This is a genomic window from Enterobacter sp. LU1 (assembly GCF_008271405.2).
GTDB classification, from domain to species: Bacteria; Pseudomonadota; Gammaproteobacteria; order Enterobacterales; family Enterobacteriaceae; genus Enterobacter; species Enterobacter hormaechei_C.
In genome coordinates, this window is record NZ_CP043438.2 from 746,373 (window position 1) to 769,973 (window position 23,601).

Annotated in this window: 20 protein-coding genes; 16 read left to right on the top strand and 4 right to left on the bottom strand. The window is 54.9% G+C overall.

Features of this window, described 5'->3' with window-relative positions; all coding sequences use genetic code 11:
• The first annotated feature begins 30 nt into the window (after positions 1-30).
• A complete protein-coding gene (locus FZF21_RS03550; RefSeq protein ID WP_015572661.1) occupies positions 31-1,209 on the top strand; it encodes a sugar efflux transporter in 1,179 nt (392 codons plus the stop codon).
• 216 nt (positions 1,210-1,425) lie between these two features.
• Complete coding sequence (locus tag FZF21_RS03555; RefSeq protein ID WP_010427008.1) at positions 1,426-1,578, top strand: Hok/Gef family protein; 153 nt, start codon at positions 1,426-1,428, stop codon at positions 1,576-1,578.
• A gap of 91 nt (positions 1,579-1,669) precedes the next feature.
• Here the strand turns inward: FZF21_RS03555 and leuD are convergent, their stop codons facing one another.
• The 4 genes from leuD to leuA are packed head-to-tail and all read right to left on the bottom strand — an operon-like array spanning position 1,670 to position 6,351.
• Positions 1,670-2,275 (bottom strand): 3-isopropylmalate dehydratase small subunit, encoded by a 606-nt coding sequence (gene leuD, locus FZF21_RS03560; RefSeq protein ID WP_023295915.1) that lies wholly within the window; start codon positions 2,273-2,275, stop codon positions 1,670-1,672.
• A 10-nt stretch (positions 2,276-2,285) separates the two neighbouring features.
• Positions 2,286-3,686 (bottom strand): 3-isopropylmalate dehydratase large subunit, encoded by a 1,401-nt coding sequence (gene leuC, locus FZF21_RS03565; protein ID WP_003856382.1) that lies wholly within the window; start codon positions 3,684-3,686, stop codon positions 2,286-2,288.
• A gap of 2 nt (positions 3,687-3,688) precedes the next feature.
• Positions 3,689-4,780 (bottom strand): 3-isopropylmalate dehydrogenase, encoded by a 1,092-nt coding sequence (leuB, locus tag FZF21_RS03570; RefSeq protein WP_032652563.1) that lies wholly within the window; start codon positions 4,778-4,780, stop codon positions 3,689-3,691.
• Positions 4,780-6,351: a 2-isopropylmalate synthase gene (gene leuA / locus FZF21_RS03575; RefSeq protein ID WP_017383789.1), complete on the bottom strand. Its 1,572-nt coding sequence runs from the start codon at positions 6,349-6,351 to the stop codon at positions 4,780-4,782. The genes leuB and leuA overlap by 1 nt, the downstream gene beginning before the upstream one ends.
• Before the next feature lie 806 nt (positions 6,352-7,157).
• Here leuA and leuO point away from each other — a divergent pair.
• The 14 genes from leuO to murG all read left to right on the top strand — a co-directional run bounded on the left by leuO (position 7,158) and on the right by murG (position 23,547).
• Positions 7,158-8,102: a transcriptional regulator LeuO gene (leuO, locus tag FZF21_RS03585; protein WP_017383788.1), complete on the top strand. Its 945-nt coding sequence runs from the start codon at positions 7,158-7,160 to the stop codon at positions 8,100-8,102.
• 376 nt (positions 8,103-8,478) lie between these two features.
• Positions 8,479-10,203, top strand: coding sequence for an acetolactate synthase 3 large subunit (ilvI, locus tag FZF21_RS03590; protein WP_015572665.1), 1,725 nt, complete (start codon positions 8,479-8,481; stop codon positions 10,201-10,203).
• Between the two features lies 1 nt (position 10,204).
• On the top strand, positions 10,205-10,696 hold the full coding sequence (ilvN, locus tag FZF21_RS03595) for an acetolactate synthase small subunit (protein WP_003856371.1): 492 nt from the start codon (positions 10,205-10,207) through the stop codon (positions 10,694-10,696).
• 179 nt (positions 10,697-10,875) lie between these two features.
• Positions 10,876-11,880: a catabolite repressor/activator gene (gene cra / locus FZF21_RS03600; protein WP_003856369.1), complete on the top strand. Its 1,005-nt coding sequence runs from the start codon at positions 10,876-10,878 to the stop codon at positions 11,878-11,880.
• A gap of 591 nt (positions 11,881-12,471) precedes the next feature.
• The gene (gene mraZ, locus FZF21_RS03605; RefSeq protein ID WP_149121070.1) at positions 12,472-12,930 is read left to right on the top strand and encodes a division/cell wall cluster transcriptional repressor MraZ; all 459 of its coding nucleotides are present in this window, start codon (positions 12,472-12,474) and stop codon (positions 12,928-12,930) included.
• Positions 12,931-12,932: 2 nt separating this feature from the next.
• The gene (gene rsmH / locus FZF21_RS03610; RefSeq protein ID WP_003856366.1) at positions 12,933-13,874 is read left to right on the top strand and encodes a 16S rRNA (cytosine(1402)-N(4))-methyltransferase RsmH; all 942 of its coding nucleotides are present in this window, start codon (positions 12,933-12,935) and stop codon (positions 13,872-13,874) included.
• The gene (ftsL, locus tag FZF21_RS03615) at positions 13,871-14,236 is read left to right on the top strand and encodes a cell division protein FtsL (RefSeq protein ID WP_003856363.1); all 366 of its coding nucleotides are present in this window, start codon (positions 13,871-13,873) and stop codon (positions 14,234-14,236) included. Before rsmH ends, ftsL begins: the two co-directional genes overlap by 4 nt.
• A gap of 15 nt (positions 14,237-14,251) precedes the next feature.
• Positions 14,252-16,018: a peptidoglycan glycosyltransferase FtsI gene (gene ftsI, locus FZF21_RS03620; protein WP_003856361.1), complete on the top strand. Its 1,767-nt coding sequence runs from the start codon at positions 14,252-14,254 to the stop codon at positions 16,016-16,018.
• Positions 16,005-17,492 carry a UDP-N-acetylmuramoyl-L-alanyl-D-glutamate--2,6-diaminopimelate ligase gene (gene murE, locus FZF21_RS03625; protein ID WP_017383786.1) on the top strand — a complete coding sequence of 496 codons (1,488 nt, stop codon included), beginning with the start codon at positions 16,005-16,007 and terminating at the stop codon, positions 17,490-17,492. The genes ftsI and murE overlap by 14 nt, the downstream gene beginning before the upstream one ends.
• Positions 17,489-18,847 (top strand): UDP-N-acetylmuramoyl-tripeptide--D-alanyl-D-alanine ligase, encoded by a 1,359-nt coding sequence (gene murF / locus FZF21_RS03630; protein ID WP_047737142.1) that lies wholly within the window; start codon positions 17,489-17,491, stop codon positions 18,845-18,847. Before murE ends, murF begins: the two co-directional genes overlap by 4 nt.
• Positions 18,841-19,923: a phospho-N-acetylmuramoyl-pentapeptide-transferase gene (gene mraY, locus FZF21_RS03635; protein ID WP_003856353.1), complete on the top strand. Its 1,083-nt coding sequence runs from the start codon at positions 18,841-18,843 to the stop codon at positions 19,921-19,923. The genes murF and mraY overlap by 7 nt, the downstream gene beginning before the upstream one ends.
• A 2-nt stretch (positions 19,924-19,925) precedes the next feature.
• Entirely contained in the window at positions 19,926-21,242 is a 1,317-nt protein-coding gene (gene murD / locus FZF21_RS03640; protein WP_047737140.1) for a UDP-N-acetylmuramoyl-L-alanine--D-glutamate ligase, read from the top strand.
• The gene (gene ftsW / locus FZF21_RS03645; protein WP_006810115.1) at positions 21,242-22,486 is read left to right on the top strand and encodes a cell division protein FtsW; all 1,245 of its coding nucleotides are present in this window, start codon (positions 21,242-21,244) and stop codon (positions 22,484-22,486) included. Before murD ends, ftsW begins: the two co-directional genes overlap by 1 nt.
• Entirely contained in the window at positions 22,483-23,547 is a 1,065-nt protein-coding gene (murG, locus tag FZF21_RS03650; protein WP_047737137.1) for an undecaprenyldiphospho-muramoylpentapeptide beta-N-acetylglucosaminyltransferase, read from the top strand. The genes ftsW and murG overlap by 4 nt, the downstream gene beginning before the upstream one ends.
• The last annotated feature ends 54 nt before the right edge of the window (positions 23,548-23,601 follow it).

Sequence of the window (23,601 nt, forward strand, 5' to 3'; positions counted from 1 at the left end):
ATTTCGATTCACTTTCATAAGGACTTGCGCATGCTCTGGTTGATGACGATGGGGCGACGCCTGAATGGCGTGTACGCCGCTTTTATGCTGGTGGCCTTCATGATGGGCGTGGCCGGCGCGCTACAGGCGCCGACGTTGAGCCTGTTTCTCAGCCGCGAGGTGGGGGCGCAGCCGTTTTGGGTGGGTCTGTTCTACACCGTCAACGCCATTGCCGGGATCCTCGTCAGCCTGTGGCTGGCGAAACGATCCGACAGCCAGGGCGATCGCCGTAAGCTGATCCTCTTTTGTTGCGCCATGGCCGTGGGCAACGCGCTGCTGTTTGCCTTCAACCGCCATTACCTGACGCTCATTACCTGCGGCGTGCTGCTGGCCTCTCTGGCGAACACCGCGATGCCGCAACTGTTCGCCCTGGCCCGGGAGTACGCCGACAGCTCGGCGAGGGAAGTGGTGATGTTCAGCTCGGTGATGCGTGCACAGCTCTCTCTCGCGTGGGTCATCGGTCCGCCGCTGGCGTTTATGCTGGCGCTGAACTACGGCTTCACCACCATGTTTTCCATCGCGGCGGGGATTTTTGTCATCAGCCTGGCGCTGATAGCCTTTGCGCTGCCATCGGTGGCGCGCGTAGAGCAGGTGACGGACAAGCCCATCACGCAGGTGAGCGGCTGGCAGGATAAAAACGTCCGCATGTTGTTTATCGCCTCCACGCTGATGTGGACATGCAACACCATGTACATTATTGATATGCCGCTGTGGATCAGCAGCGATCTGGGACTGCCCGACAAGCTGGCGGGTATTCTGATGGGCACCGCTGCCGGGCTGGAGATCCCGGCGATGATTCTGGCGGGTTACTACGTCAAACGTTTCGGAAAGCGTCGGATGATGGTCGTCGCCGTGGCGGCCGGGGTACTGTTCTACGCGGGGCTGATCCTGTTCCATTCGCGTGAAGCTTTGCTGGCGTTACAGCTGTTTAACGCGGTATTTATCGGCATCGTTGCCGGGATAGGCATGCTCTGGTTCCAGGATTTAATGCCGGGGCGCGCAGGCTCCGCGACCACGCTGTTTACCAACAGTATCTCTACCGGCGTGATTCTGGCAGGGGTAATTCAGGGGGCGCTGTCGCAAAGCTATGGGCATGCATCCGTGTACTGGGTGATCGCAGCGATTTCGCTTGTCACGCTGATGCTGACTTGCCGGGTAAAAGACGTTTGATTCTGGAAGGCGGCTTCACGAAATGAAACGACTTTCTGACAGGCACAGAGAAGGCGCATAGAGTGCGTGACGGGTGCTTGAGGCTGTTTGCCTCAGGCTTTCGCAAGAGGCAAACAGTGGAGAGTCCCACATCAAAAAACTGATGGGGAGATTAACTTCACAACCCACATTGCGAGGTTAGTCTCTTCATTGCCGAAAAGCAATAAGGAGGCTGGAATGCCAAAACGTACTCTGCTGTTAGGTTTGTTTCTGATCTGTACGACGCTGTTGATCTTCACCTGGATGGTGCGCGACTCGCTGTGTGAGCTGCACTTCAGACAGGAGAAAACAGAGCTGGCAGCAGTGTTGGCTTACGAAGCAAAACGTTAGCGGTATTGGCGGGGGTTTTTCCCCGCCTCTCCAGAGTGGTTGAGCCTCAACGCACCCTTATCAATGGCCCGCGCCCTGCGGGCCATTGCCTTTAGCCCATAAATGCTGGCTGTTTTTTCTCGTAGGCGGAGATAGCCTCTTCGTGTTGCAGCGTCAGGCCAATGCTATCCAGACCGTTCAGCATGCAATGGCGGCGGAACGCATCAATGCTGAAGCTGTAGGTCTTATCCCCGGCTTTCACCACTTCTGCTTCCAGATCCACCTCAAACGCAATCCCCGGATTCGCCTGCACCAGCGCAAACAGTTCATCGACCTGTTCGTCACTCAGCGTCACCGGCAGCAGCTGGTTGTTGAAGCTGTTACCGTAGAAGATATCCGCGAAGCTCGGGGCGATAACCACCTTAAAGCCGTAGTCGGTCAATGCCCATGGCGCATGTTCACGCGACGATCCGCAGCCGAAGTTTTCCCGCGCCAGCAGAATGGATGCCCCTTTGTATTCCGGAAAGTTCAGGACGAACTCCGGGTTGGGCACTTCGCCTTTATCGTCGAGGAAACGCCAGTCGTTGAACAGATGCGCACCAAAACCCGTGCGCGTCACTTTCTGCAAAAACTGCTTAGGAATGATCGCGTCGGTGTCGACGTTAGCGGCGTCCAGCGGGACAACCCGGCCCGTATGTTGGGTAAATTTCTCTGCCATGATTGTCTCCTTATTTCAGGCTGCGAATATCGGCGAAATGACCGGTGACTGCCGCAGCGGCGGCCATTGCCGGGCTGACCAGGTGGGTGCGCCCACCGCGGCCCTGACGGCCTTCAAAGTTACGGTTGCTGGTGGAGGCACAGCGCTCGCCCGGATTCAGGCGGTCGTTGTTCATGGCCAGACACATGGAGCAACCCGGCAGGCGCCACTCGAAGCCTGCTTCAATAAAGATCTTATCCAGACCCTCCGCTTCCGCCTGGGCTTTCACCGGCCCGGAGCCCGGCACAACCAGCGCCTGCACGCCCGGCGCCACTTTGCGGCCTTTAGCAATTTCTGCCGCTGCGCGTAAATCTTCAATACGGGAGTTGGTACAGGAGCCGATGAACACTTTATCAATGCTCACGTCGGTCAGCGGTACGCCGGGTTTCAGCCCCATGTAAGCCAGCGCTTTTTCCGCACTGGCACGTTCGACCGGATCGGCAAAGGAGGCCGGATCAGGAATGCTGTCGTTGACGGAAATCACCTGGCCCGGGTTGGTGCCCCAGGTGACCTGCGGGGCGATCTCTTCCGCCTGTAACGTCACAACGGTATCAAAAATTGCCCCCTCGTCCGTTTTCAGGGTTTTCCAGTACGCTACCGCGTCGTCAAAATTCTGACCTTTCGGCGCATGCAGACGCCCCTTCACATAGTTGAAGGTGGTTTCGTCTGGGGCCACCAGGCCTGCTTTGGCGCCCATCTCAATGGCCATGTTGCACAGGGTCATACGACCTTCCATGCTCAGCGCCTGGATAGCGTCGCCGCAGAATTCCACGACGTGACCGGTGCCGCCTGCGCTGCCGGTTTTGCCGATAATCGCCAGCACGATATCTTTCGCGGTGATACCCGGCGCAGCTTTACCCTTCACTTCAATCTTCATGGTTTTGGCGCGGCCCTGCTTCAGGGTCTGCGTCGCCAGAACGTGTTCAACTTCAGAGGTCCCAATCCCGAACGCCAGGGCGCCAAATGCGCCGTGCGTCGCGGTGTGGGAGTCGCCGCAGACGATGGTCATGCCCGGCAGAGTAATACCCTGCTCAGGCCCCATTACGTGGACGATACCCTGATAGGGGTGGTTCAGATCGTACAGCTCCACGCCAAACTCGTTACAGTTCTTAATCAGCTCCTGCATCTGGATACGTGCCATCTCGCCAGATGCATTGATGTCTTTGGTCTGGGTGGAAACGTTGTGATCCATCGTGGCAAAGGTTTTACCCGGCTGACGCACCGGGCGCTTGTGCGCGCGCAGGCCGTCAAATGCCTGAGGAGAGGTCACTTCGTGTACCAGATGACGGTCGATGTACAACAGTGGGGTTTCGTTTGGTGCTTCGTAAACAACGTGCGCATCAAACAACTTCTCATATAACGTCTTAGCCATGATTACACCCCTTCAGCGACATAGCGGGCAATGATATCGCCCATTTCATCGGTACTGACTGCTGCCGTGCCGCGTGCTAAATCACCGGTACGGACGCCTTCTTCTAATGCCCGGTTAATGGCGTTTTCAATTGCGGTTGCTGCATCGCCTGCATCCAGGCTGTAGCGCAGCAGCAGAGCCAGGGAGAGGATCTGCGCAATCGGGTTGGCGATGTTTTTACCTGCGATATCCGGCGCGGAGCCGCCCGCCGGTTCGTACAGGCCAAAGCCTTCTTCGTTCAGGCTGGCCGAGGGCAGCATGCCCATGGAGCCAGTGATCATCGCGCATTCATCCGAGAGAATATCGCCGAACAGGTTGGAGCACAGCAGCACGTCAAACTGGGACGGATCTTTAATCAGCTGCATCGTTGCGTTGTCGATATACATATGCGACAGCGCAACGTCCGGGTACTGCTTAGCAACTTCACTGACGATTTCGCGCCACAAAATAGACGACTGGAGCACGTTCGCTTTATCAATAGAGGTCACTTTACGGCGGCGTTTGCGCGCTGACTCAAACGCGATATGAGCGATACGTTCAATTTCAAAACGGTGATAGACCTCGGTATCAAACGCTTTCTCATGCTGACCGCTGCCTTCGCGGCCTTTGGGCTGCCCGAAGTAGATCCCGCCGGTCAGCTCACGCACGCAGAGAATGTCGAAACCGTTGGCGGCGATATCGGCGCGCAGCGGGCAAAACTCTTCCAGCCCCGGGTACAGCTTCGCCGGACGCAGGTTGCTGAACAGTTTGAAGTGTTTACGCAGCGGCAGCAGCGCGCCGCGCTCCGGCTGCTCTGCTGGCGGCAGGTGTTCCCACTTAGGGCCACCCACGGATCCAAACAGAACGGCATCGGCATTCTCGCAGCCTTCTACAGTCCCTTTCGGCAGGGGAGTACCGTGGTTATCAATGGCAATACCGCCCACGTCGTAGTGGCTGGTGGTAATTTTCATCGCAAAACGCGAACGTACGGCTTCCAGTACTTTCAGCGCCTGTGTCATCACTTCCGGGCCAATACCGTCACCCGGCAACACAGCAATATGGTAATTCTTCGACATCACACGGTTTCCTTGTTGTTCTCTTTATTCTGAGCTTTGCGTTGCAACTCTTTTTCGACTTCGGCGGCGCGCCAGATGTTGTTCAGGACATGCACCATCGCTTTCGCGGAGGATTCAACGATATCTGTCGCCAGACCCACACCGTGGAAGCGGCGACCGTTATAGTTGACGACGATATCAACCTGGCCCAGGGCGTCTTTACCGTGCCCTTTTGCCGTCAGGTCGTATTTCACCAGCTCTACGTCGTACTCAGTGACGCGGTTAATCGCCTGGTAAATGGCATCCACAGGGCCGTTACCGTTGGCGGCTTCCGCTTTAATTTCATCGCCGCAGGCCAGCTTGACGGAGGCGGTAGCGATATCACTTGAGCCTGACTGAACGGTGAAGTAGTCCAGACGGAAGTGTTCTGGCTCTTCCTGCTGTTTGTTGATGAATGCCAGCGCTTCCAGGTCGTAATCGAAGACCTGGCCTTTCTTGTCAGCCAGTTTCAGGAATGCGTCGTACAGCTGATCCATGTTGTAATCGCTGTCCTGATACCCCATCTCTTCCATACGGTGTTTCACCGCCGCGCGGCCAGAGCGTGAGGTCAGGTTCAGCTGAACCTGGTTCAGACCGATGGATTCCGGAGTCATGATTTCGTAGTTTTCACGGTTCTTCAGCACGCCATCCTGGTGAATACCGGAGGAGTGAGCGAACGCGCCAGTACCAACAATCGCCTTGTTCGCCGGGATCGGCATATTGCAAATCTGGCTCACGGTCTGGCTGGTGCGCCAGATTTCGTTGTGATTGATGCGAGTGTGTACGTTCATAATGTCTTTGCGCACCTTGATCGCCATGATCACTTCTTCCAGCGAGCAGTTGCCGGCGCGTTCACCAATGCCGTTCATTGCCCCTTCTACCTGACGCGCGCCGGCGTGGACGGCAGCGATGGCATTGCCCACAGCCAGACCCAAATCATCGTGGGTGTGAACAGAGATGATGGCTTTATCAATATTAGGTACGCGGTCGTACAGGCCGGTGATGATGTTAGAGAACTCAAACGGCATGGTGTAGCCGACGGTATCCGGGATGTTGATGGTTCTGGCTCCGGCATTAATCGCGGCTTCCACTACACGGGCCAAATCGTCAATCGGCGTGCGGCCTGCATCTTCACAGGAGAATTCGACGTCATCAGTGTAGTTACGCGCGCGTTTAACCATATACACCGCACGTTCGATCACTTCATCCAGCGTGCTGCGCAACTTGGTTGCAATGTGCATGGGGGAGGTGGCAATGAATGTATGGATACGGAAGGCTTCTGCAACTTTCAGGGATTCCGCGGCCACATCAATATCTTTCTCAACGCAGCGAGCCAGACCGCACACGCGGCTGTTTTTGATGGTGCGGGCGATGGTCTGTACTGACTCGAAATCACCCGGCGAGGAGACGGGAAACCCGACTTCCATTACGTCTACACCCATGCGTTCGAGGGCCAGCGCAATTTGCAGTTTTTCTTTAACACTCAGGCTCGCCTGTAATGCCTGTTCACCGTCACGTAAAGTAGTATCGAAAATAACGACTTGCTGGCTCATGGGTTAGGTCCTTGTCAGTCTTAGGGCGCCTTGCTACGAGCATAAAAAAACCCGCGCAGTGGCGCGGGTTTTTTGTTTTACTGAAGACGATTCAACGCTGAATTTCGCCCGCCAGTCTACCGCGCACAGTGGATGCGTTTAGTAGTAGTAGACCGGTGAAACGAAGGGTGCGAATCATGAATCGTGCTCCAGATGAATGCGATATGCTTTTAGTGGTACTGGATACGCCGACTCATGTCAACCCCTCTCAGGCAAAACGGCCACTCAGCGCAGGATAAACACATTAGCTAATTGTGCTGGTTTTTACGCTGTTAACCGATTTAATTGTCTATTATTGGACTTGAGATTCATCTCTGGAATAATTTGAATATAATTGGTAGCAATTGAACACAGTATTTTTACCGATGTGCTGTGAAATGGAATGTGTTTTATTTCATTGAGTTATAAGTTCTATGAATGAATCATGGGCGGGAAAGTTATCAATATTGATATCATTTTGTTAATGAAATCGTGGTGTATGCTCTTCATAGTTTAATAATACTTAAGTTATTATTAACTAAGGCGGTGATTGTGTATTTGCCAGCTTTATGGTTTCATGCCTGCATTAAAGTTTTAGATATCATTTGAACGATTTTTAGCTCTTCATTCAGGGAATGCTTAATGCCATCTCTTGAATGAGGGTTCTTTATATATTCTGAATTTTAAATAATTTCCTTTCGCTTGTTGTATATGCATGGTAAATCATATTTTTCGAAGTTATTACTGTACTTTGGCAAAGGGAATTTAGCGTGACAGTGGAGTCAGAAATGCCAGAAAATAATATTAACCAACCACAGCCTTATGATGGGGTTAAGCCTCAGTTACGCACAGTGGATCTCAACCTGTTAACTGTATTTGATGCAGTTATGCAGGAGCAGAATATTACGCGAGCAGCGCAATCTCTGGGAATGTCTCAACCTGCCGTGAGTAATGCCGTAGCCAGACTTAAGGTGATGTTTAACGACGAGTTATTCGTCCGGTATGGAAGAGGTATCCAGCCCACGGCGCGTGCATTCCAGCTATTCGGTTCGATTCGTCAGGCGCTACAGCTGGTTCAAAATGAGCTTCCCGGCTCAGGGTTTGAACCTTTAAGCAGTGAGCGGGTTTTCCATCTCTGTGTTTGCAGTCCGTTAGACAATTATTTGACGTCTGTTATATATAATAAAGTTGAACAGATTGCTCCTAATATTCATCTTGTTTTTAAATCATCTTTAAATCAAAACACTGAGCACCAGCTTCGTTATCAGGAAACGGAGTTCGTTCTGGGCTACGAAGAGTTTCGCCGTCCAGAGTTTGCCTGTGTTCCGTTGTTTAAAGATGAAATGGTGTTAGTCGCCAGCAAAAAACATCCACGCATGAATTCGCCGCTGCGTGAAAGCGATGTTTACAGCGAGCAGCATGCCGTTGTTGCTCTGGACAGATATGCTTCGTTCAGTCAGCCGTGGTATGACACTGCCGATAAACAAGCCAGCGTGGCCTATCAGGGGATGGCGATGGTCAGCGTTTTAAATGTCGTTTCTCAGACGCAGCTAGTCGCTATTGCACCGCGCTGGCTTGCTGAAGAGTTCTCCGATTCGCTGAGCCTGCAAATTTTACCTCTGCCGCTCAAGCTGAATAGCCGTACCTGTTATCTTTCCTGGCATGAAGCGGCGGGGCGGGATAAAGGGCACCAGTGGATGGAAGAGTTGCTGATCAATATTTGTCGTCGATAAGTCAGGGTGAATAAACCGCATGGTGCCATGCGGTTTATTCTGTGATTTTTTATGCAGGCAATATTTTGTTCTGTGCGCATTTTTTCAGACGCTCAGGGCGGCTTAAAAATAGATGATTTCCTGATCCATCCTCTTTTTAAGAGATGAATTATTAGCGTCTCCCCTCATACCAGACGAATTCACCATATTCGTGTCTGACAGCTATTTTTTCTGCTTTTATTGCCCATTCCCGCATTCCGTTTGCTAATTGCCTGCCTCATAACGAGCGGTTAAGGTATCCCTCACTCTGCACATTATAAGATGGGTTTATCCTGTCAGAAGACGGCGCGGAAATGAATTCTGTTGACCGTCTATAACAAAAGCCTGGAGGCAAAGCATGGAGATGTTGTCTGGCGCGGAAATGGTCGTCCGATCGCTTATCGATCAGGGCGTGAAACAAGTGTTCGGCTATCCCGGAGGCGCGGTTCTCGATATTTATGACGCGCTGCACACGGTAGGCGGTATTGATCATGTTCTGGTTCGTCATGAACAGGCTGCTGTGCATATGGCTGACGGCCTGGCCCGCGCCACGGGCGAAGTGGGTGTAGTGCTGGTCACTTCGGGGCCGGGAGCGACCAATGCCATCACCGGCATTGCGACTGCGTATATGGACTCTATTCCACTGGTCATTCTCTCCGGACAGGTGGCGACGTCACTGATTGGCTATGATGCGTTTCAGGAATGCGACATGGTGGGGATCTCACGCCCCGTGGTGAAGCACAGCTTTCTGGTTAAGCAAACGGAAGATATCCCGGGCGTGCTGAAAAAAGCCTTCTGGCTGGCCGCCAGCGGTCGTCCTGGGCCAGTGGTTGTCGATCTGCCAAAAGATATTCTCAATCCCGCGAATAAACTGCCTTACCTGTGGCCTGAGTCGGTGAGCATGCGTTCGTATAATCCGACGACGCAAGGACACAAAGGCCAGATTAAGCGTGCGCTGCAAACGCTGCTGGCTGCGAAAAAGCCCGTAGTCTATGTGGGGGGCGGCGCCGTCAATGCAGCCTGTGAAACGCAACTACGCGAACTGATTGAGAAGCTGAACCTTCCTGTCGCGTCATCGCTGATGGGGCTGGGGGCATTCCCGGCTACCCACCGTCAGGCGCTGGGCATGCTGGGTATGCATGGCACCTATGAAGCCAATATGACGATGCACCATTCTGATGTGATTTTTGCCGTCGGCGTACGTTTTGACGATCGCACCACCAATAACCTGGCGAAATACTGTCCGAATGCGACGGTGCTACACATTGATATCGATCCTACTTCTATCTCTAAAACGGTGCCGGCGGATGTGCCCATCGTGGGGGACGCACGACAGGTGCTGGATCAAATGTTGGAACTGCTGGCGCAGGAGACCGCCTCTCAACCGCTGGATGAGATCCGTGACTGGTGGCAACAAATCGAACAATGGCGCGGCCGTCAGTGCCTTAAATACGACACGCAGAGTGAGAACATCAAGCCGCAGGCGGTGATCGAGACGATCTGGCATCTGACCAAAGGCGAGGCGTATGTCACTTCTGACGTAGGCCAGCATCAGATGTTCGCTGCGTTGTATTACCCGTTTGATAAACCGCGTCGCTGGATCAACTCAGGCGGGCTTGGCACGATGGGCTTTGGTCTGCCCGCCGCGCTGGGGGTGAAGCTGGCGTTGCCGAACGAAACGGTTATCTGCGTAACGGGTGATGGCAGTATACAGATGAATATTCAGGAGCTTTCTACTGCGCTGCAATATGAGTTGCCAGTGCTGGTGCTTAACCTGAATAACGGTTACCTCGGTATGGTGAAGCAGTGGCAGGATATGATTTATTCCGGCCGTCACTCTCAGTCTTATATGAAGTCACTTCCGGACTTTGTCCGTCTGGCTGAAGCCTATGGTCATATTGGCATGCGGGTAACCGATCCGTCAGAGCTGGAAGCGAAGCTCGGCGAAGCGCTTGAGCACGTTAAAAACAATCGCCTCGTCTTCATGGACGTCATCGTCGACGGCACAGAGCACGTTTATCCGATGCATATCCGTGGCGGTGGTATGGATGAAATGTGGTTAAGCAAAACGGAGAGAACCTGATATGCGCCGGATATTATCTGTATTACTGGAAAATGAGTCGGGCGCACTATCACGCGTCATTGGGCTTTTTGCGCAGCGCGGATACAACATTGAAAGCCTGACCGTTGCGCCGACCGATGATCCAACGCTCTCCCGCATGACGATCCAGACTGTCGGCGATGCGAAAGTGCTTGAGCAGATCGAAAAGCAATTGCACAAGCTGGTGGACGTGTTGCGCGTCAGCGAGCTGGGGCAGGGGGCTTACGTCGAACGTGAAGTGATGCTGGTGAAAATTCAGGCCAGCGGTTATGGCCGTGAAGAGGTCAAGCGTAACACGGATATTTTCCGTGGGCAGATCATTGACGTCACGCCTTCTATATATACTGTGCAGCTTGCCGGAACGAGCGATAAGCTGGATGCGTTCCTGGCCTCCGTCAGGGATGTGGCAAAAATTGTTGAAGTTGCGCGCTCTGGCGTTGTTGGCCTCTCGCGCGGCGATAAAATCATGCGTTAGTTGCGCAAAAGGTTCGCCTCTTTCAGCCCGGTAGCCAAAGCCGGGCTTTTTTTTGCGTAATCCGCCGACAACGCGGACAAAAGCGGTTGCCGTGAAAGCTATTCTGCGTTTAGATGTTAAAATATTTAACCATAACCTTGACAGGGCCATGGACTTTTTTCTTTTTTTGAGGGGCAATTGTGAAACTGGATGAAATCGCCCGGCTCGCCGGCGTGTCGAGAACCACGGCCAGCTATGTGATTAACGGTAAAGCAAAGCAGTATCGTGTCAGCGATAAGACCGTTGAGAAAGTGATGGCAGTCGTTCGTGAGCATAATTACCATCCGAATGCTGTCGCCGCAGGTTTACGTGCCGGACGCACCCGCTCGATTGGCCTGGTGATCCCGGATCTGGAAAACACCAGCTATACCCGCATCGCCAACTATCTTGAACGTCAGGCTCGTCAGCGGGGCTATCAGCTGTTGATTGCCTGCTCCGAGGATCAGCCCGACAACGAGATGCGCTGCATTGAGCATCTGCTGCAACGTCAGGTTGACGCCATCATCGTGTCGACCTCTTTACCACCCGAGCATCCTTTCTATCAGCGCTGGGCGAACGATCCATTCCCGATTGTGGCGCTGGATCGTGCTCTGGATCGTGAACATTTCACCAGCGTCGTAGGTGCCGATCAGGACGATGCAGAAATGCTGGCTGCCGAGCTGCGTACCTTCCCGGCGGAAACGGTGCTCTATCTTGGCGCTTTGCCTGAACTATCCGTGAGCTTCCTGCGTGAACAAGGGTTCCGTACGGCGTGGAAAGACGATCCGCGTGACGTTCATTATCTGTATGCCAACAGCTATGAGCGCGAAGCGGCTGCTCAGCTGTTCGAGAAATGGCTGGAAACGCACCCGATGCCGCAGGCGTTGTTTACCACCTCGTTTGCCCTGTTGCAGGGGGTGATGGACGTGACGTTACGTCGCGATGGCAAGCTGCCATCCGATCTGGCGATTGCGACCTTCGGCGATAACGAACTGCTCGACTTCCTGCAATGTCCGGTGCTGGCCGTGGCTCAGCGTCACCGCGACGTCGCCGAGCGCGTGCTTGAGATTGTTCTGGCAAGCCTGGATGAACCTCGCAAACCGAAACCCGGGCTTACGCGTATCAAACGTAATCTCTATCGGCGCGGGATTCTGAGCCGCCATTAATATTTCCACAGGGGCGGTAAAACTGCCCCTTTTGCGGCGCATTTATTGCGGGAAATAATTCCCGGATAAAAATTAGGATTTATCTCTAAGATTCGTAGCCAGCTATTTTTCTGAATCCGTTTTGGCGTTAAAAAGCGCAATTATAATTTTTAACGGGCATTCTTTTGTATTGTTTTGTTACAAACAGCCGCCAGCCGATGAATATTCAGCCATTTTTTACTCTCCCCTTCAGCCCTCAATGTACACGAACGAATCCATATTGCCTTGCGTTTAATCTGGTGCTGTTATCCCCTGGCGATATGCCTTAAAATGCTGCCCGCGTCGCAAACTGACACTTTATATTTCCCTGCGATGATATTGAGTGAGTCTTAACGCTCGTGTGCATATTCGGTTTTTTTCTTACAAATATTCATAACGTTAATTTTGCCTCGCCAGTTGTGTAGTTATTAGCCAGGTCACTCTTGCTCTGTAAATACGGTGCTTTCGCGCCGGTATAGAGAGAGTCCTGGCTTGACAAGCTTTTCCCTCGCTCCGTAAACTCCTTCAGGTGGGAATTTGTGGGTTAAAGTGGTGAGGAGGGGTGAGGCTGGCATGTTCCGTGGAGCAACGTTAGTCAATCTCGACAGCAAAGGGCGTTTATCGGTACCAACCCGATACCGCGACCAGCTGATTGAGAACGCTTCGGGTCAACTGGTTTGCACCATTGACATCAACTCCCCCTGCCTGCTGCTTTACCCTTTGCCTGAATGGGAAATCATTGAGCAAAAGCTGTCGCAACTGTCGAGCATGAACCCGCAAGAACGCCGCGTGCAGCGGTTGTTATTGGGACATGCCAGTGAATGTCAGATGGATAGCGCCGGGCGATTATTGATTGCGCCTGTGTTGCGGCAACATGCCGGTCTGACTAAAGAAGTGATGCTGGTCGGGCAGTTCAACAAGCTTGAACTGTGGGACGAAACGACCTGGTATCAACAGGTCAAGGAAGATATCGACGCTGAGCAGTCTGATTCCGCAACATTATCGGAACGGCTGCGGGACTTGTCTCTATAAATATGATGGAAAATTATAAACATACAACGGTGCTGCTGGATGAGGCCGTTAACGGCCTGAATATTCGTCCAGACGGCATCTATATTGATGGCACTTTTGGTCGCGGTGGTCACTCGCGTTTGATCCTCTCCCAGCTTGGAGCGGAAGGACGCCTGCTGGCAATTGACCGCGATCCGCAGGCGATTGCCGTTGCGCAAACCATCGATGATCCTCGCTTTTCCATCGTGCATGGACCTTTCTCTGCGCTTGCGGATTATGTCGCTGAGCGCGGCCTGACCGGCAAGATCGACGGGATTCTCCTCGATCTTGGCGTCTCTTCACCACAGCTTGATGATGCAGAACGCGGCTTCTCCTTTATGCGTGATGGGCCGCTGGATATGCGTATGGATCCCACTCGCGGCCAGTCTGCCGCTGAATGGTTACAAACTGCTGACGAAGCGGATATCGCCTGGGTAATCAAAACCTTCGGTGAAGAACGCTTTGGCAAACGTATTGCCCGCGCCATCGTGGAGCGCAACCGCGTTGAGCCAATGACCCGCACCAAAGAGCTGGCAGAAGTCATCGCGGCGGCAACGCCGGTGAAGGATAAGCACAAACATCCTGCGACCCGTACCTTCCAGGCGGTTCGTATTTGGGTAAACAGTGAACTGGAGGAAATAGAGCTGGCGCTAAAAAGCTCGCTCGACGTGCTGGCCCCGGGTGGGCGGTTATCCATCATCAGCTTCCATTCGCTGGAAGATCGCATCGTAAAACGCTTTATGCGTGAACAGAGCCGCGGTCCGCAGGTTCCAGCTGGGTTGCCGATGACGGAAGAACAACTCAGAAAGCTGGGAGGCCGTCAGTTGCGAGCATTAGGCAAGTTGATGCCGGGCGAAGAAGAGGTGGCAGAGAATCCACGTGCCCGTAGTTCAGTGCTGCGTATTGCAGAGAGGACGAACGCATGATCAGCAGAGTGACAGAGACCCTAAGCAAAGTTAAGGGATCGTTAGGAAGCAACGAGCGCCATGCCTTGCCTGGCGTGATCGGCGACGATCTTTTGCGGTTTGGGAAGCTGCCACTCTGCTTGTTCATTTGCATCATTGTGACGGCAGTCATGGTGGTCACCACCGCTCACCATACCCGTTTATTAACTGCGCAGCGCGAACAGATGGTACTGGAACGCGATGCGCTGGATATTGAATGGCGAAATCTGATCCTTGAAGAAAACGCGCTCGGCGATCACAGCCGGGTTGAACGGATCGCAACGGAAAAACTGCAATTACAGCATGTTGATCCTTCGCAGGAAAATATCGTAGTACAAAAATAAGGGAAAACGCGACGCATGAAAGCAGCGGCAAAAACGCTAAAACCAAAACGCCAGGAAGAACAGGCCAACTTTGTCAGTTGGCGTTTTGCGTTGCTTTGCGGCTGCATTTTACTGGCGCTGGGTTTCCTGCTGGGACGCGTGGCGTGGCTACAAATCATCGCGCCTGACATGCTGGTACGTCAGGGTGATATGCGTTCTCTGCGCGTGCAGGAAGTTTCTACCTCTCGTGGGATGATCACCGATCGTTCCGGCCGTCCGCTGGCGGTGAGCGTGCCGGTGAAGGCGATCTGGGCCGATCCGAAAGAGTTACACGATGCAGGCGGGATCACCCTTGATAACCGCTGGAAGGCGCTGTCAGACGCGTTGAAAATGCCGCTGGATCAGCTGGCGTCGCGCGTTAACGCCAACCCGAAAGGGCGCTTTATCTATCTTGCCCGTCAGGTGAACCCTGACATGGCTGACTACATTAAGAAACTGAAGCTGCCGGGCATTCATCTGCGAGAAGAATCCCGCCGTTACTATCCTTCGGGCGAAGTCACCGCGCACCTGATTGGCTTTACCAACGTGGATAGCCAGGGGATTGAGGGCGTTGAAAAAAGCTTCGACAAGTGGCTTACCGGCCAGCCTGGCGAGCGAATCGTGCGTAAAGACCGCTATGGTCGCGTCATTGAAGACATTTCCTCGACAGACAGCCAGGCCGCGCACAACCTGGCCCTGAGTATTGATGAACGCTTGCAGGCGCTGGTCTATCGTGAGCTGAACAACGCCGTCGCGTTTAACAAGGCGGAATCGGGCAGCGCCGTGCTGGTGGATGTGGCGACAGGTGAAGTGCTGGCGATGGCCAGTAGCCCCTCATACAACCCGAATAATTTTGCCGGTACAGCAAAAGATGCAATGCGTAACCGCTCCATCACCGATGTGTTTGAACCCGGCTCAACCGTAAAACCTATGGTGGTGATGACGGCTCTACAGCGAGGCATCGTCAACGAAAATACCGTTCTGAATACGATCCCTTATCGAATTAACGGTCACGAAATCAAAGACGTGGCACGTTACAGCGAACTGACCCTGACCGGGGTCTTACAGAAGTCGAGTAACGTCGGTGTGTCAAAACTGGCGTTAGCGATGCCGTCCTCAGCGTTAGTAGATACTTACTCACGTTTTGGGCTGGGAAAGGCGACCAATTTGGGGTTGGTCGGAGAACGCAGTGGCTTATATCCTCAAAAACAACGGTGGTCTGACATAGAGAGGGCCACCTTCTCTTTCGGCTACGGGCTAATGGTAACTCCCTTACAGTTAGCGCGAGTCTACGCAACGATTGGCAGCTATGGCATTTATCGTCCGCTGTCGATCACCAAAGTTGATCCACCGGTTCCGGGGGAACGTGTTTTCCCGGAATCTATCGTTCGTACCGTCGTGCATATGATGGAAAGCGTCGCGTTACCTGGCGGTGGCGGCGTGAAGGCCGCAATTAAGGGCTATCGTATCGCCATTAAAACCGGTACAGCGAAAAAAGTGGGGCCGGACGGCCGCTATATCAACAAATACATTGCCTATACCGCAGGCGTAGCGCCTGCAAGCAATCCGCGTTTTGCGCTGGTGGTCGTCATCAACGATCCGCAGGCGGGTAAATACTACGGCGGCGCCGTCTCCGCGCCTGTGTTCGGGGCTATTATGGGCGGCGTGTTGCGCACCATGAACATTGAACCGGATGCGCTGGCGACGGGCGAAAAAAGTGAATTTGTAATTAATCAAGGCGAGGGAACAGGTGGCAGATCGTAATTTGCGCGACCTTCTTGCTCCGTGGGTGCCTATGCTACCTGCGCGAGCACTGCGAGAGATGGTACTGGACAGCCGCGTAGCGGCTTCTGGCGATCTTTTTGTGGCAGTGGTGGGTCATCAGGCGGACGGGCGTCGTTATATCCCGCAGGCGATTGCGCAAGGTGTTGCTGCCATTATTGCTGAGGCCAAAGATGAGGCAACAGACGGTGAGATCCGTGAAATGCACGGCGTGCCGGTCATCTATCTCAGCCAGCTGAATGAGCGTCTCTCCGCGCTGGCAGGACGTTTTTACAACGAACCTTCCGACCAGTTAAAGCTGGTTGGCGTGACAGGAACCAACGGAAAAACCACCACCACTCAGCTGATGGCGCAGTGGGCGCAGCTGCTGGGCGAAACCGGTGCCGTCATGGGCACGGTGGGGAACGGTCTTCTGGGCAAAGTAAGCCCGACGGAAAACACTACAGGCTCGGCGGTTGACGTGCAGCGTGTGCTGGCGGGCCTCGCTGAGCAGGGGGCGACCTTCGCTGCGATGGAAGTTTCTTCCCATGGTCTGGTACAACATCGCGTGGCGGCCCTGAAATTTGCTGCCTCTGTCTTTACTAACCTGAGCCGCGATCACCTTGATTATCATGGTGATATGGAGCACTACGAAGCGGCGAAATGGCTGCTTTATTCCACTCACCACCACGGGCAGGCGATCATTAACGCCGACGATGAAGTCGGTCGCCGTTGGCTGGAAAAACTGCCAGATGCGGTGGCGGTGTCGATGGAAGATCGCATTAATCCGAACTGCCGCGGCCGCTGGCTGAAGGCGGTCGAGGTGAACTACCACGATAGTGGGGCGACGATCCGCTTCGCTTCCACCTGGGGCGAAGGTGAAATTGAAAGCCGCCTGATGGGGGCCTTTAACGTCAGTAACCTGCTGCTGGCGCTGGCGACGCTGCTGGCGCTGGGCTACCCGATGGCGGATCTGCTGAAAACGTCTGAGCGTTTGCAACCGGTCTGTGGCCGCATGGAAGTGTTCAGCGCGCCGGGCAAGCCGACGGTGGTCGTGGATTACGCACACACGCCGGATGCGCTGGAAAAAGCGCTGGAAGCGGCGCGTCTGCACTGCGCAGGCAAGCTCTGGTGCGTGTTTGGCTGCGGTGGCGATCGCGACAAGGGCAAACGTCCGCTGATGGGCGCCATCGCTGAGCAGTTCGCGGATATTCCCGTGGTAACCGATGACAACCCGCGTACCGAAGAGCCGCGGGCCATTATCAATGACATTCTGGCGGGCATGCTGGATGCGGGTCGTGCGCGCGTGGTCGAAGGCCGTGCGGAGGCCGTGACTAACGCCATTATGCAGGCGCAGGAGAACGATGTGGTTCTGCTGGCCGGTAAAGGTCATGAAGATTATCAGATCGTCGGCAATCGTCGTCTGGACTACTCCGACCGCGTGACGGCAGCACGTCTGCTGGGAGTGGTGGCATGATTAGCATTACGTTAAGCCAGGCCGCTGCGGTATTGCAGGGGATGCTGCATGGTCAGGATCTGACCATCGAGGCTGTGACCACCGACACCCGTAAGGTGACGGCGGGCTGCCTGTTTGTGGCGCTGAAGGGTAAACGTTTTGACGCCCACGATTTTGCGCAACAGGCTAAAGATAACGGGGCGGGCGCGCTGCTGGTCAGTCGTAAGCTCGATATCGATTTGCCGCAGATTGTGGTGAAAGATACGCGCCTGGCGTTTGGCGAGCTGGCGGCATGGGTTCGCCAGCAGGTGCCAACACGCGTCGTGGCGCTGACGGGCTCGTCGGGCAAAACCTCCGTTAAAGAGATGACGGCGGCGATCCTTAGCCAGTGCGGTAACACGCTTTATACGGCGGGCAACCTTAATAATGACATCGGTGTACCGATGACGCTGCTGCGCCTGACCCACGAGCATGAATATGCGGTGATTGAATTAGGGGCTAACCATCAGGGCGAAATCGCCTGGACCGTGAGCCTGACGCGTCCGGAAGCGGCGCTGGTGAATAACCTGGCGGCGGCACATCTTGAAGGTTTTGGTTCGCTGGCCGGTGTGGCGAAAGCGAAAGGTGAAATTTATACCGGCCTGCCGGATGACGGTATCGCCATTATGAATGCCGATAACAACGACTGGCTGAACTGGCAGAGCATCATTGGTTCACGCAAAACCTGGCGCTTCTCACCGAATGCGGCAAACAGTGATTTTTCGGCGACCAACATTCATGTGACGTCACACGGCACCGAGTTCACCCTCACGACCCCAACGGGCGACATCGAGGTGCTGCTGCCCCTGCCCGGTCGTCATAACATCGCCAATGCGCTTGCTGCGGCAGCGCTCTCAATGGCGGTAGGTGCCTCACACGCGGCGATCAAAGCAGGTCTGGCAAATTTAAAAGCCGTGCCGGGGCGTCTTTTCCCGATCCAGCTGGCTGAAAACAAACTTCTGCTGGATGACTCCTACAACGCTAACGTCGGCTCCATGACGGCGGCCGTGCAGGTCTTGTCTGAGATGCCGGGCTATCGCGTGATGGTTGTGGGCGATATGGCCGAGCTGGGTGATGAAAGCGAAGCCTGCCATGTTCAGGTGGGTGAAGCGGCGAAAGCCGCCGGGCTTGACCGCGTATTGAGCGCAGGCACGCTGAGCAAGGCCATTTCCGATGCCAGTGAAGTTGGCGAACATTTTGCCGATAAATCTGCACTGATCGAACGCCTGAAGGCATTGATTACAGAAAAACAGATTGTGACTGTTTTAGTTAAAGGTTCACGTAGTGCCGCCATGGAAGAGGTTGTGCACGCATTACAGGAGAACGGGACATGTTAGTTTGGCTGGCCGAACATTTGGTCAAATATTACTCAGGCTTTAACGTCTTTTCCTATCTGACGTTTCGCGCCATCGTCAGCCTGCTGACTGCGCTGTTCATCTCGCTGTGGATGGGCCCGCGCATGATTGCCCGTCTGCAAAAACTCTCTTTCGGCCAGGTTGTACGCAACGATGGTCCGGAATCGCACTTCAGCAAGCGCGGTACGCCGACCATGGGCGGGATCATGATCCTGACCGCGATTGTGGTGTCCGTTCTGCTGTGGGCCTATCCGTCTAACCCCTACGTCTGGTGCGTGCTGACCGTGCTGGTTGGCTACGGGATCATCGGTTTTGTTGACGACTATCGTAAAGTCGTGCGCAAAGACACTAAAGGGTTGATCGCCCGTTGGAAGTATTTCTGGATGTCGGTGATTGCGCTGGGCGTGGCCTTCGCGCTTTACCTGGCAGGAAAAGACACCCCGGCCACCGAGCTGGTGGTGCCGTTCTTCAAAGACGTGATGCCGCAGCTGGGGCTGTTCTACATTCTGCTGGCTTACTTTGTGATCGTCGGCACCGGCAATGCCGTCAACCTGACCGATGGTCTGGACGGCCTGGCCATCATGCCAACCGTGTTTGTTGCGGGCGGTTTCGCGCTGGTGGCGTGGGCGACCGGTAACATGAACTTTGCAAACTACCTGCACATCCCGTACCTGCGACATGCGGGTGAGCTGGTGATCGTCTGTACGGCGATTGTCGGGGCGGGGCTGGGCTTCCTGTGGTTTAACACCTATCCGGCGCAGGTCTTTATGGGCGACGTCGGTTCACTGGCGCTGGGCGGCGCGCTGGGCATTATCGCCGTGCTGCTGCGTCAGGAATTCCTGCTGGTGATCATGGGCGGTGTGTTTGTGGTTGAGACCCTGTCGGTGATTTTGCAGGTCGGTTCCTTCAAGCTGCGCGGTCAGCGCATCTTCCGTATGGCACCGATTCACCACCACTATGAACTGAAAGGCTGGCCGGAGCCGCGCGTCATTGTGCGCTTCTGGATTATTTCGCTGATGCTGGTGCTGATTGGCCTGGCAACGCTGAAGGTACGTTAATCATGGCAGATTACCAGGGCAAAAAAGTCGTAATCATCGGGTTGGGCCTCACCGGCCTCTCCTGCGTGGACTTTTTCCTTGCGCGTGGCGTGACGCCGCGCGTGATGGATACGCGCGTCTCTCCGTCGGGTCTGGACAAGCTGCCGGAGCAGGTTGAACGCCACCTGGGTGGTCTGAATGATGAGTGGCTGCTGGCCGCCGATCTGATTGTTGCCAGCCCCGGTATGGCGCTGGCGCATCCTTCCCTGAGCGCCGCCGCGGATGCGGGCGTTGAGATTGTCGGCGATATCGAACTGTTCTGCCGGGAGGCGCAGGCCCCGATCGTCGCCATTACCGGTTCAAACGGTAAAAGCACCGTCACCACGCTGGTGGGGGAAATGGCGAAGGCGGCGGGCAAAAATGTCGGCGTGGGCGGTAACATTGGTCTGCCCGCTTTAATGCTGCTTGATAAAGGGTGTGAGCTGTTCGTCCTTGAGCTTTCCAGCTTCCAGCTGGAAACCACTTCAAGCCTGCATGCGGCGGCAGCGACGATCCTAAACGTCACCGAAGATCATATGGACAGATACCCGTTCGGCTTGCAGCAGTACCGTGCGGCCAAACTGCGCGTTTATGAAAATGCCAAAGTTTGCGTAGTGAATGCCGATGATGCACTCTCCATGCCGGTGCGCGGCGCAGACGAACGCTGCATTAGCTTCGGTATTAACATGGGTGACTATCACCTTAATCGTCAGCAGGGCGAAACCTGGCTACGCGTGAAAGGTGAGAAAGTGCTGAACGTGAAAGAGATGATGCTCTCCGGCCAGCATAACTACACCAATGCTCTGGCGGCGCTGGCGCTGGCGGATGCCGTTGGCCTGCCGCGATCTTCAAGCCTGAAGGCGCTGACCACCTTTACCGGCCTGGCGCACCGCTTCCAGCTGGCGCTGGAGCACAACGGCGTACGCTGGATTAATGATTCCAAAGCGACCAACGTGGGTAGCACCGAGGCGGCACTGAACGGTTTGCACGTTGATGGCACGCTATACCTGCTGCTGGGCGGCGACGGTAAATCGGCTGACTTCTCCTCGCTGAAGCAGTACCTCAACGGTGATAACGTGCGCCTGTATTGCTTTGGCCGCGATGGCAGCGAGCTGGCGGCGTTGCGTCCTGAAGTCGCCGAGCAAACCGAGACCATGGAGCAGGCGATGCGCCTCATCGCCCCACGCGTGAAGCCCGGCGATATGGTACTGCTCTCGCCAGCCTGTGCCAGCCTCGATCAATTCAAGAGTTTCGAACAGCGGGGTGATGTCTTTACCCGCCTGGCGAAGGAGTTAGGCTGATGCGTTTATCTCTCCCTCGCCTGAAAATGCCGCGCCTGCCAGGATTTGGTATCCTGGTATGGCTGTTTACGGCGCTGAAAGGCTGGGTGATGGCTTCACGGGATAAAGATTCCGACAGCCTGATCATGTACGACCGCACGCTGTTCTGGCTCACGCTGGGGCTGGCGGCGATCGGCTTTATTATGGTCACCTCGGCGTCAATGCCTGTCGGACAGCGTCTGGCAAACGACCCGTTCCTGTTTGCCAAGCGTGACGGGCTGTACATCATTCTCGCGTTCTGCCTGGCAATGATCACCTTACGCCTGCCGATGTCGTTCTGGCAGCGGCACAGTACAGCCATGCTCATCGCCTCAATCATCATGCTGTTGATCGTTCTGGTTGTCGGGAGCTCCGTTAACGGGGCATCACGCTGGATTGCCTTTGGGCCACTGCGTATTCAGCCCGCGGAGTTCACCAAACTGTCGTTGTTCTGCTACCTGGCTAACTACCTGGTGCGTAAAGTTGACGAAGTTCGTAACAACCTTCGCGGCTTCTTAAAACCGATGGGCGTGATTCTGGTCCTCGCGATCCTGCTGCTGGCGCAGCCCGACCTCGGTACGGTAGTCGTACTGTTTGTCACTACGCTGGCGATGCTGTTCCTGGCGGGCGCAAAACTGTGGCAGTTCATTGCCATCATCGGGATGGGGATTTCGGCGGTGGTGCTGCTGATCCTCGCCGAACCATACCGTATCCGCCGTGTGACCTCGTTCTGGAACCCATGGGAAGATCCGTTCGGCAGCGGTTACCAGCTGACGCAGTCGCTGATGGCGTTTGGCCGCGGCGAAGTCTGGGGTCAAGGCTTGGGTAACTCGGTGCAAAAACTGGAGTATTTACCGGAGGCGCACACCGACTTCATCTTCTCCATTATTGGGGAAGAACTGGGTTATATCGGTGTGGTATTGGCGCTATTAATGGTATTCTTCGTCGCTTTCCGCGCCATGTCGATTGGCCGGAAAGCGCTGGAGATCGATCACCGCTTCTCCGGTTTCCTGGCCTGCTCAATTGGTATCTGGTTTAGCTTCCAGGCGCTGGTAAACGTCGGGGCGGCAGCGGGTATGCTGCCGACCAAAGGTCTGACGTTGCCGTTGATCAGTTATGGTGGTTCGAGTCTGTTGATCATGTCGACGGCCATCATGTTTTTGTTACGTATAGATTATGAAACGCGTCTGGAGAAAGCTCAGGCGTTTACACGAGGTTCACGATGAATCAACCGAAGCGGTTAATGGTGATGGCAGGCGGGACCGGCGGACACGTGTTCCCGGGACTGGCGGTTGCGCACCATTTAATGGAACAGGGCTGGCAGGTACGCTGGCTGGGAACCGCAGACCGCATGGAAGCCGATCTGGTACCTAAACACGGTATCGAGATCGACTTTATTCGTATTTCTGGCCTTCGTGGCAAAGGGATCAAGGCGCAGCTGCTGGCGCCGGTGCGCATTTTCAATGCCTGGCGTCAGGCGCGCGCCATTATGAAGCGTTTTAAGCCTGACGTCGTTCTGGGCATGGGCGGTTACGTTTCCGGTCCGGGCGGACTGGCGGCGTGGTCACTGGGCATCCCCGTTGTTCTGCATGAGCAGAACGGTATTGCCGGGTTGACCAACAAATGGCTGGCAAAAATCGCCACCAAAGTTATGCAGGCCTTCCCCGGGGCATTCCCGAAAGCGGATGTCGTAGGGAATCCGGTACGTGTGGACGTGCTGGCGCTGCCGCTGCCAGATACGCGTCTGGCGGGTCGCGAAGGGCCGGTGCGCGTGCTGGTCGTCGGCGGTTCCCAGGGCGCACGTATTTTAAACCAGACGATGCCGCAGGTTGCGGCAAAACTGGGTGATGCGGTGACCATCTGGCACCAGAGCGGGAAGGGTGCTCAGCAGACCGTTGAGCAGGCCTACGCGCAGGAAGGTCAGCCGCAGCATAAAGTGACTGAATTTATTGATGATATGGCCGCAGCCTATGCCTGGGCCGATGTCGTGGTCTGTCGTTCGGGCGCGCTGACGGTGAGCGAAATCGCCGCCGCCGGTTTGCCGGCGCTGTTTGTGCCGTTCCAGCACAAAGACCGACAGCAGTACTGGAATGCGCTGCCGCTTGAGAAAGCGGGCGCAGCGAAGATTTTTGAGCAGCCACAATTTACCGCTGATGCGGTCGCCACTACCCTGGCGGGCTGGAACCGGGATGTATTACTGGATATGGCGCAACGCGCACGCGCGACCGCTATCCCGGATGCAACGGAACGGGTGGCAAAAGAAGTGAGCCTGGCAGCCCAGGCATAATTCTCGCAGTGCGTGTTGCGCTGCACGATTTTTTTGAAGTAGTCGATGGCGTTT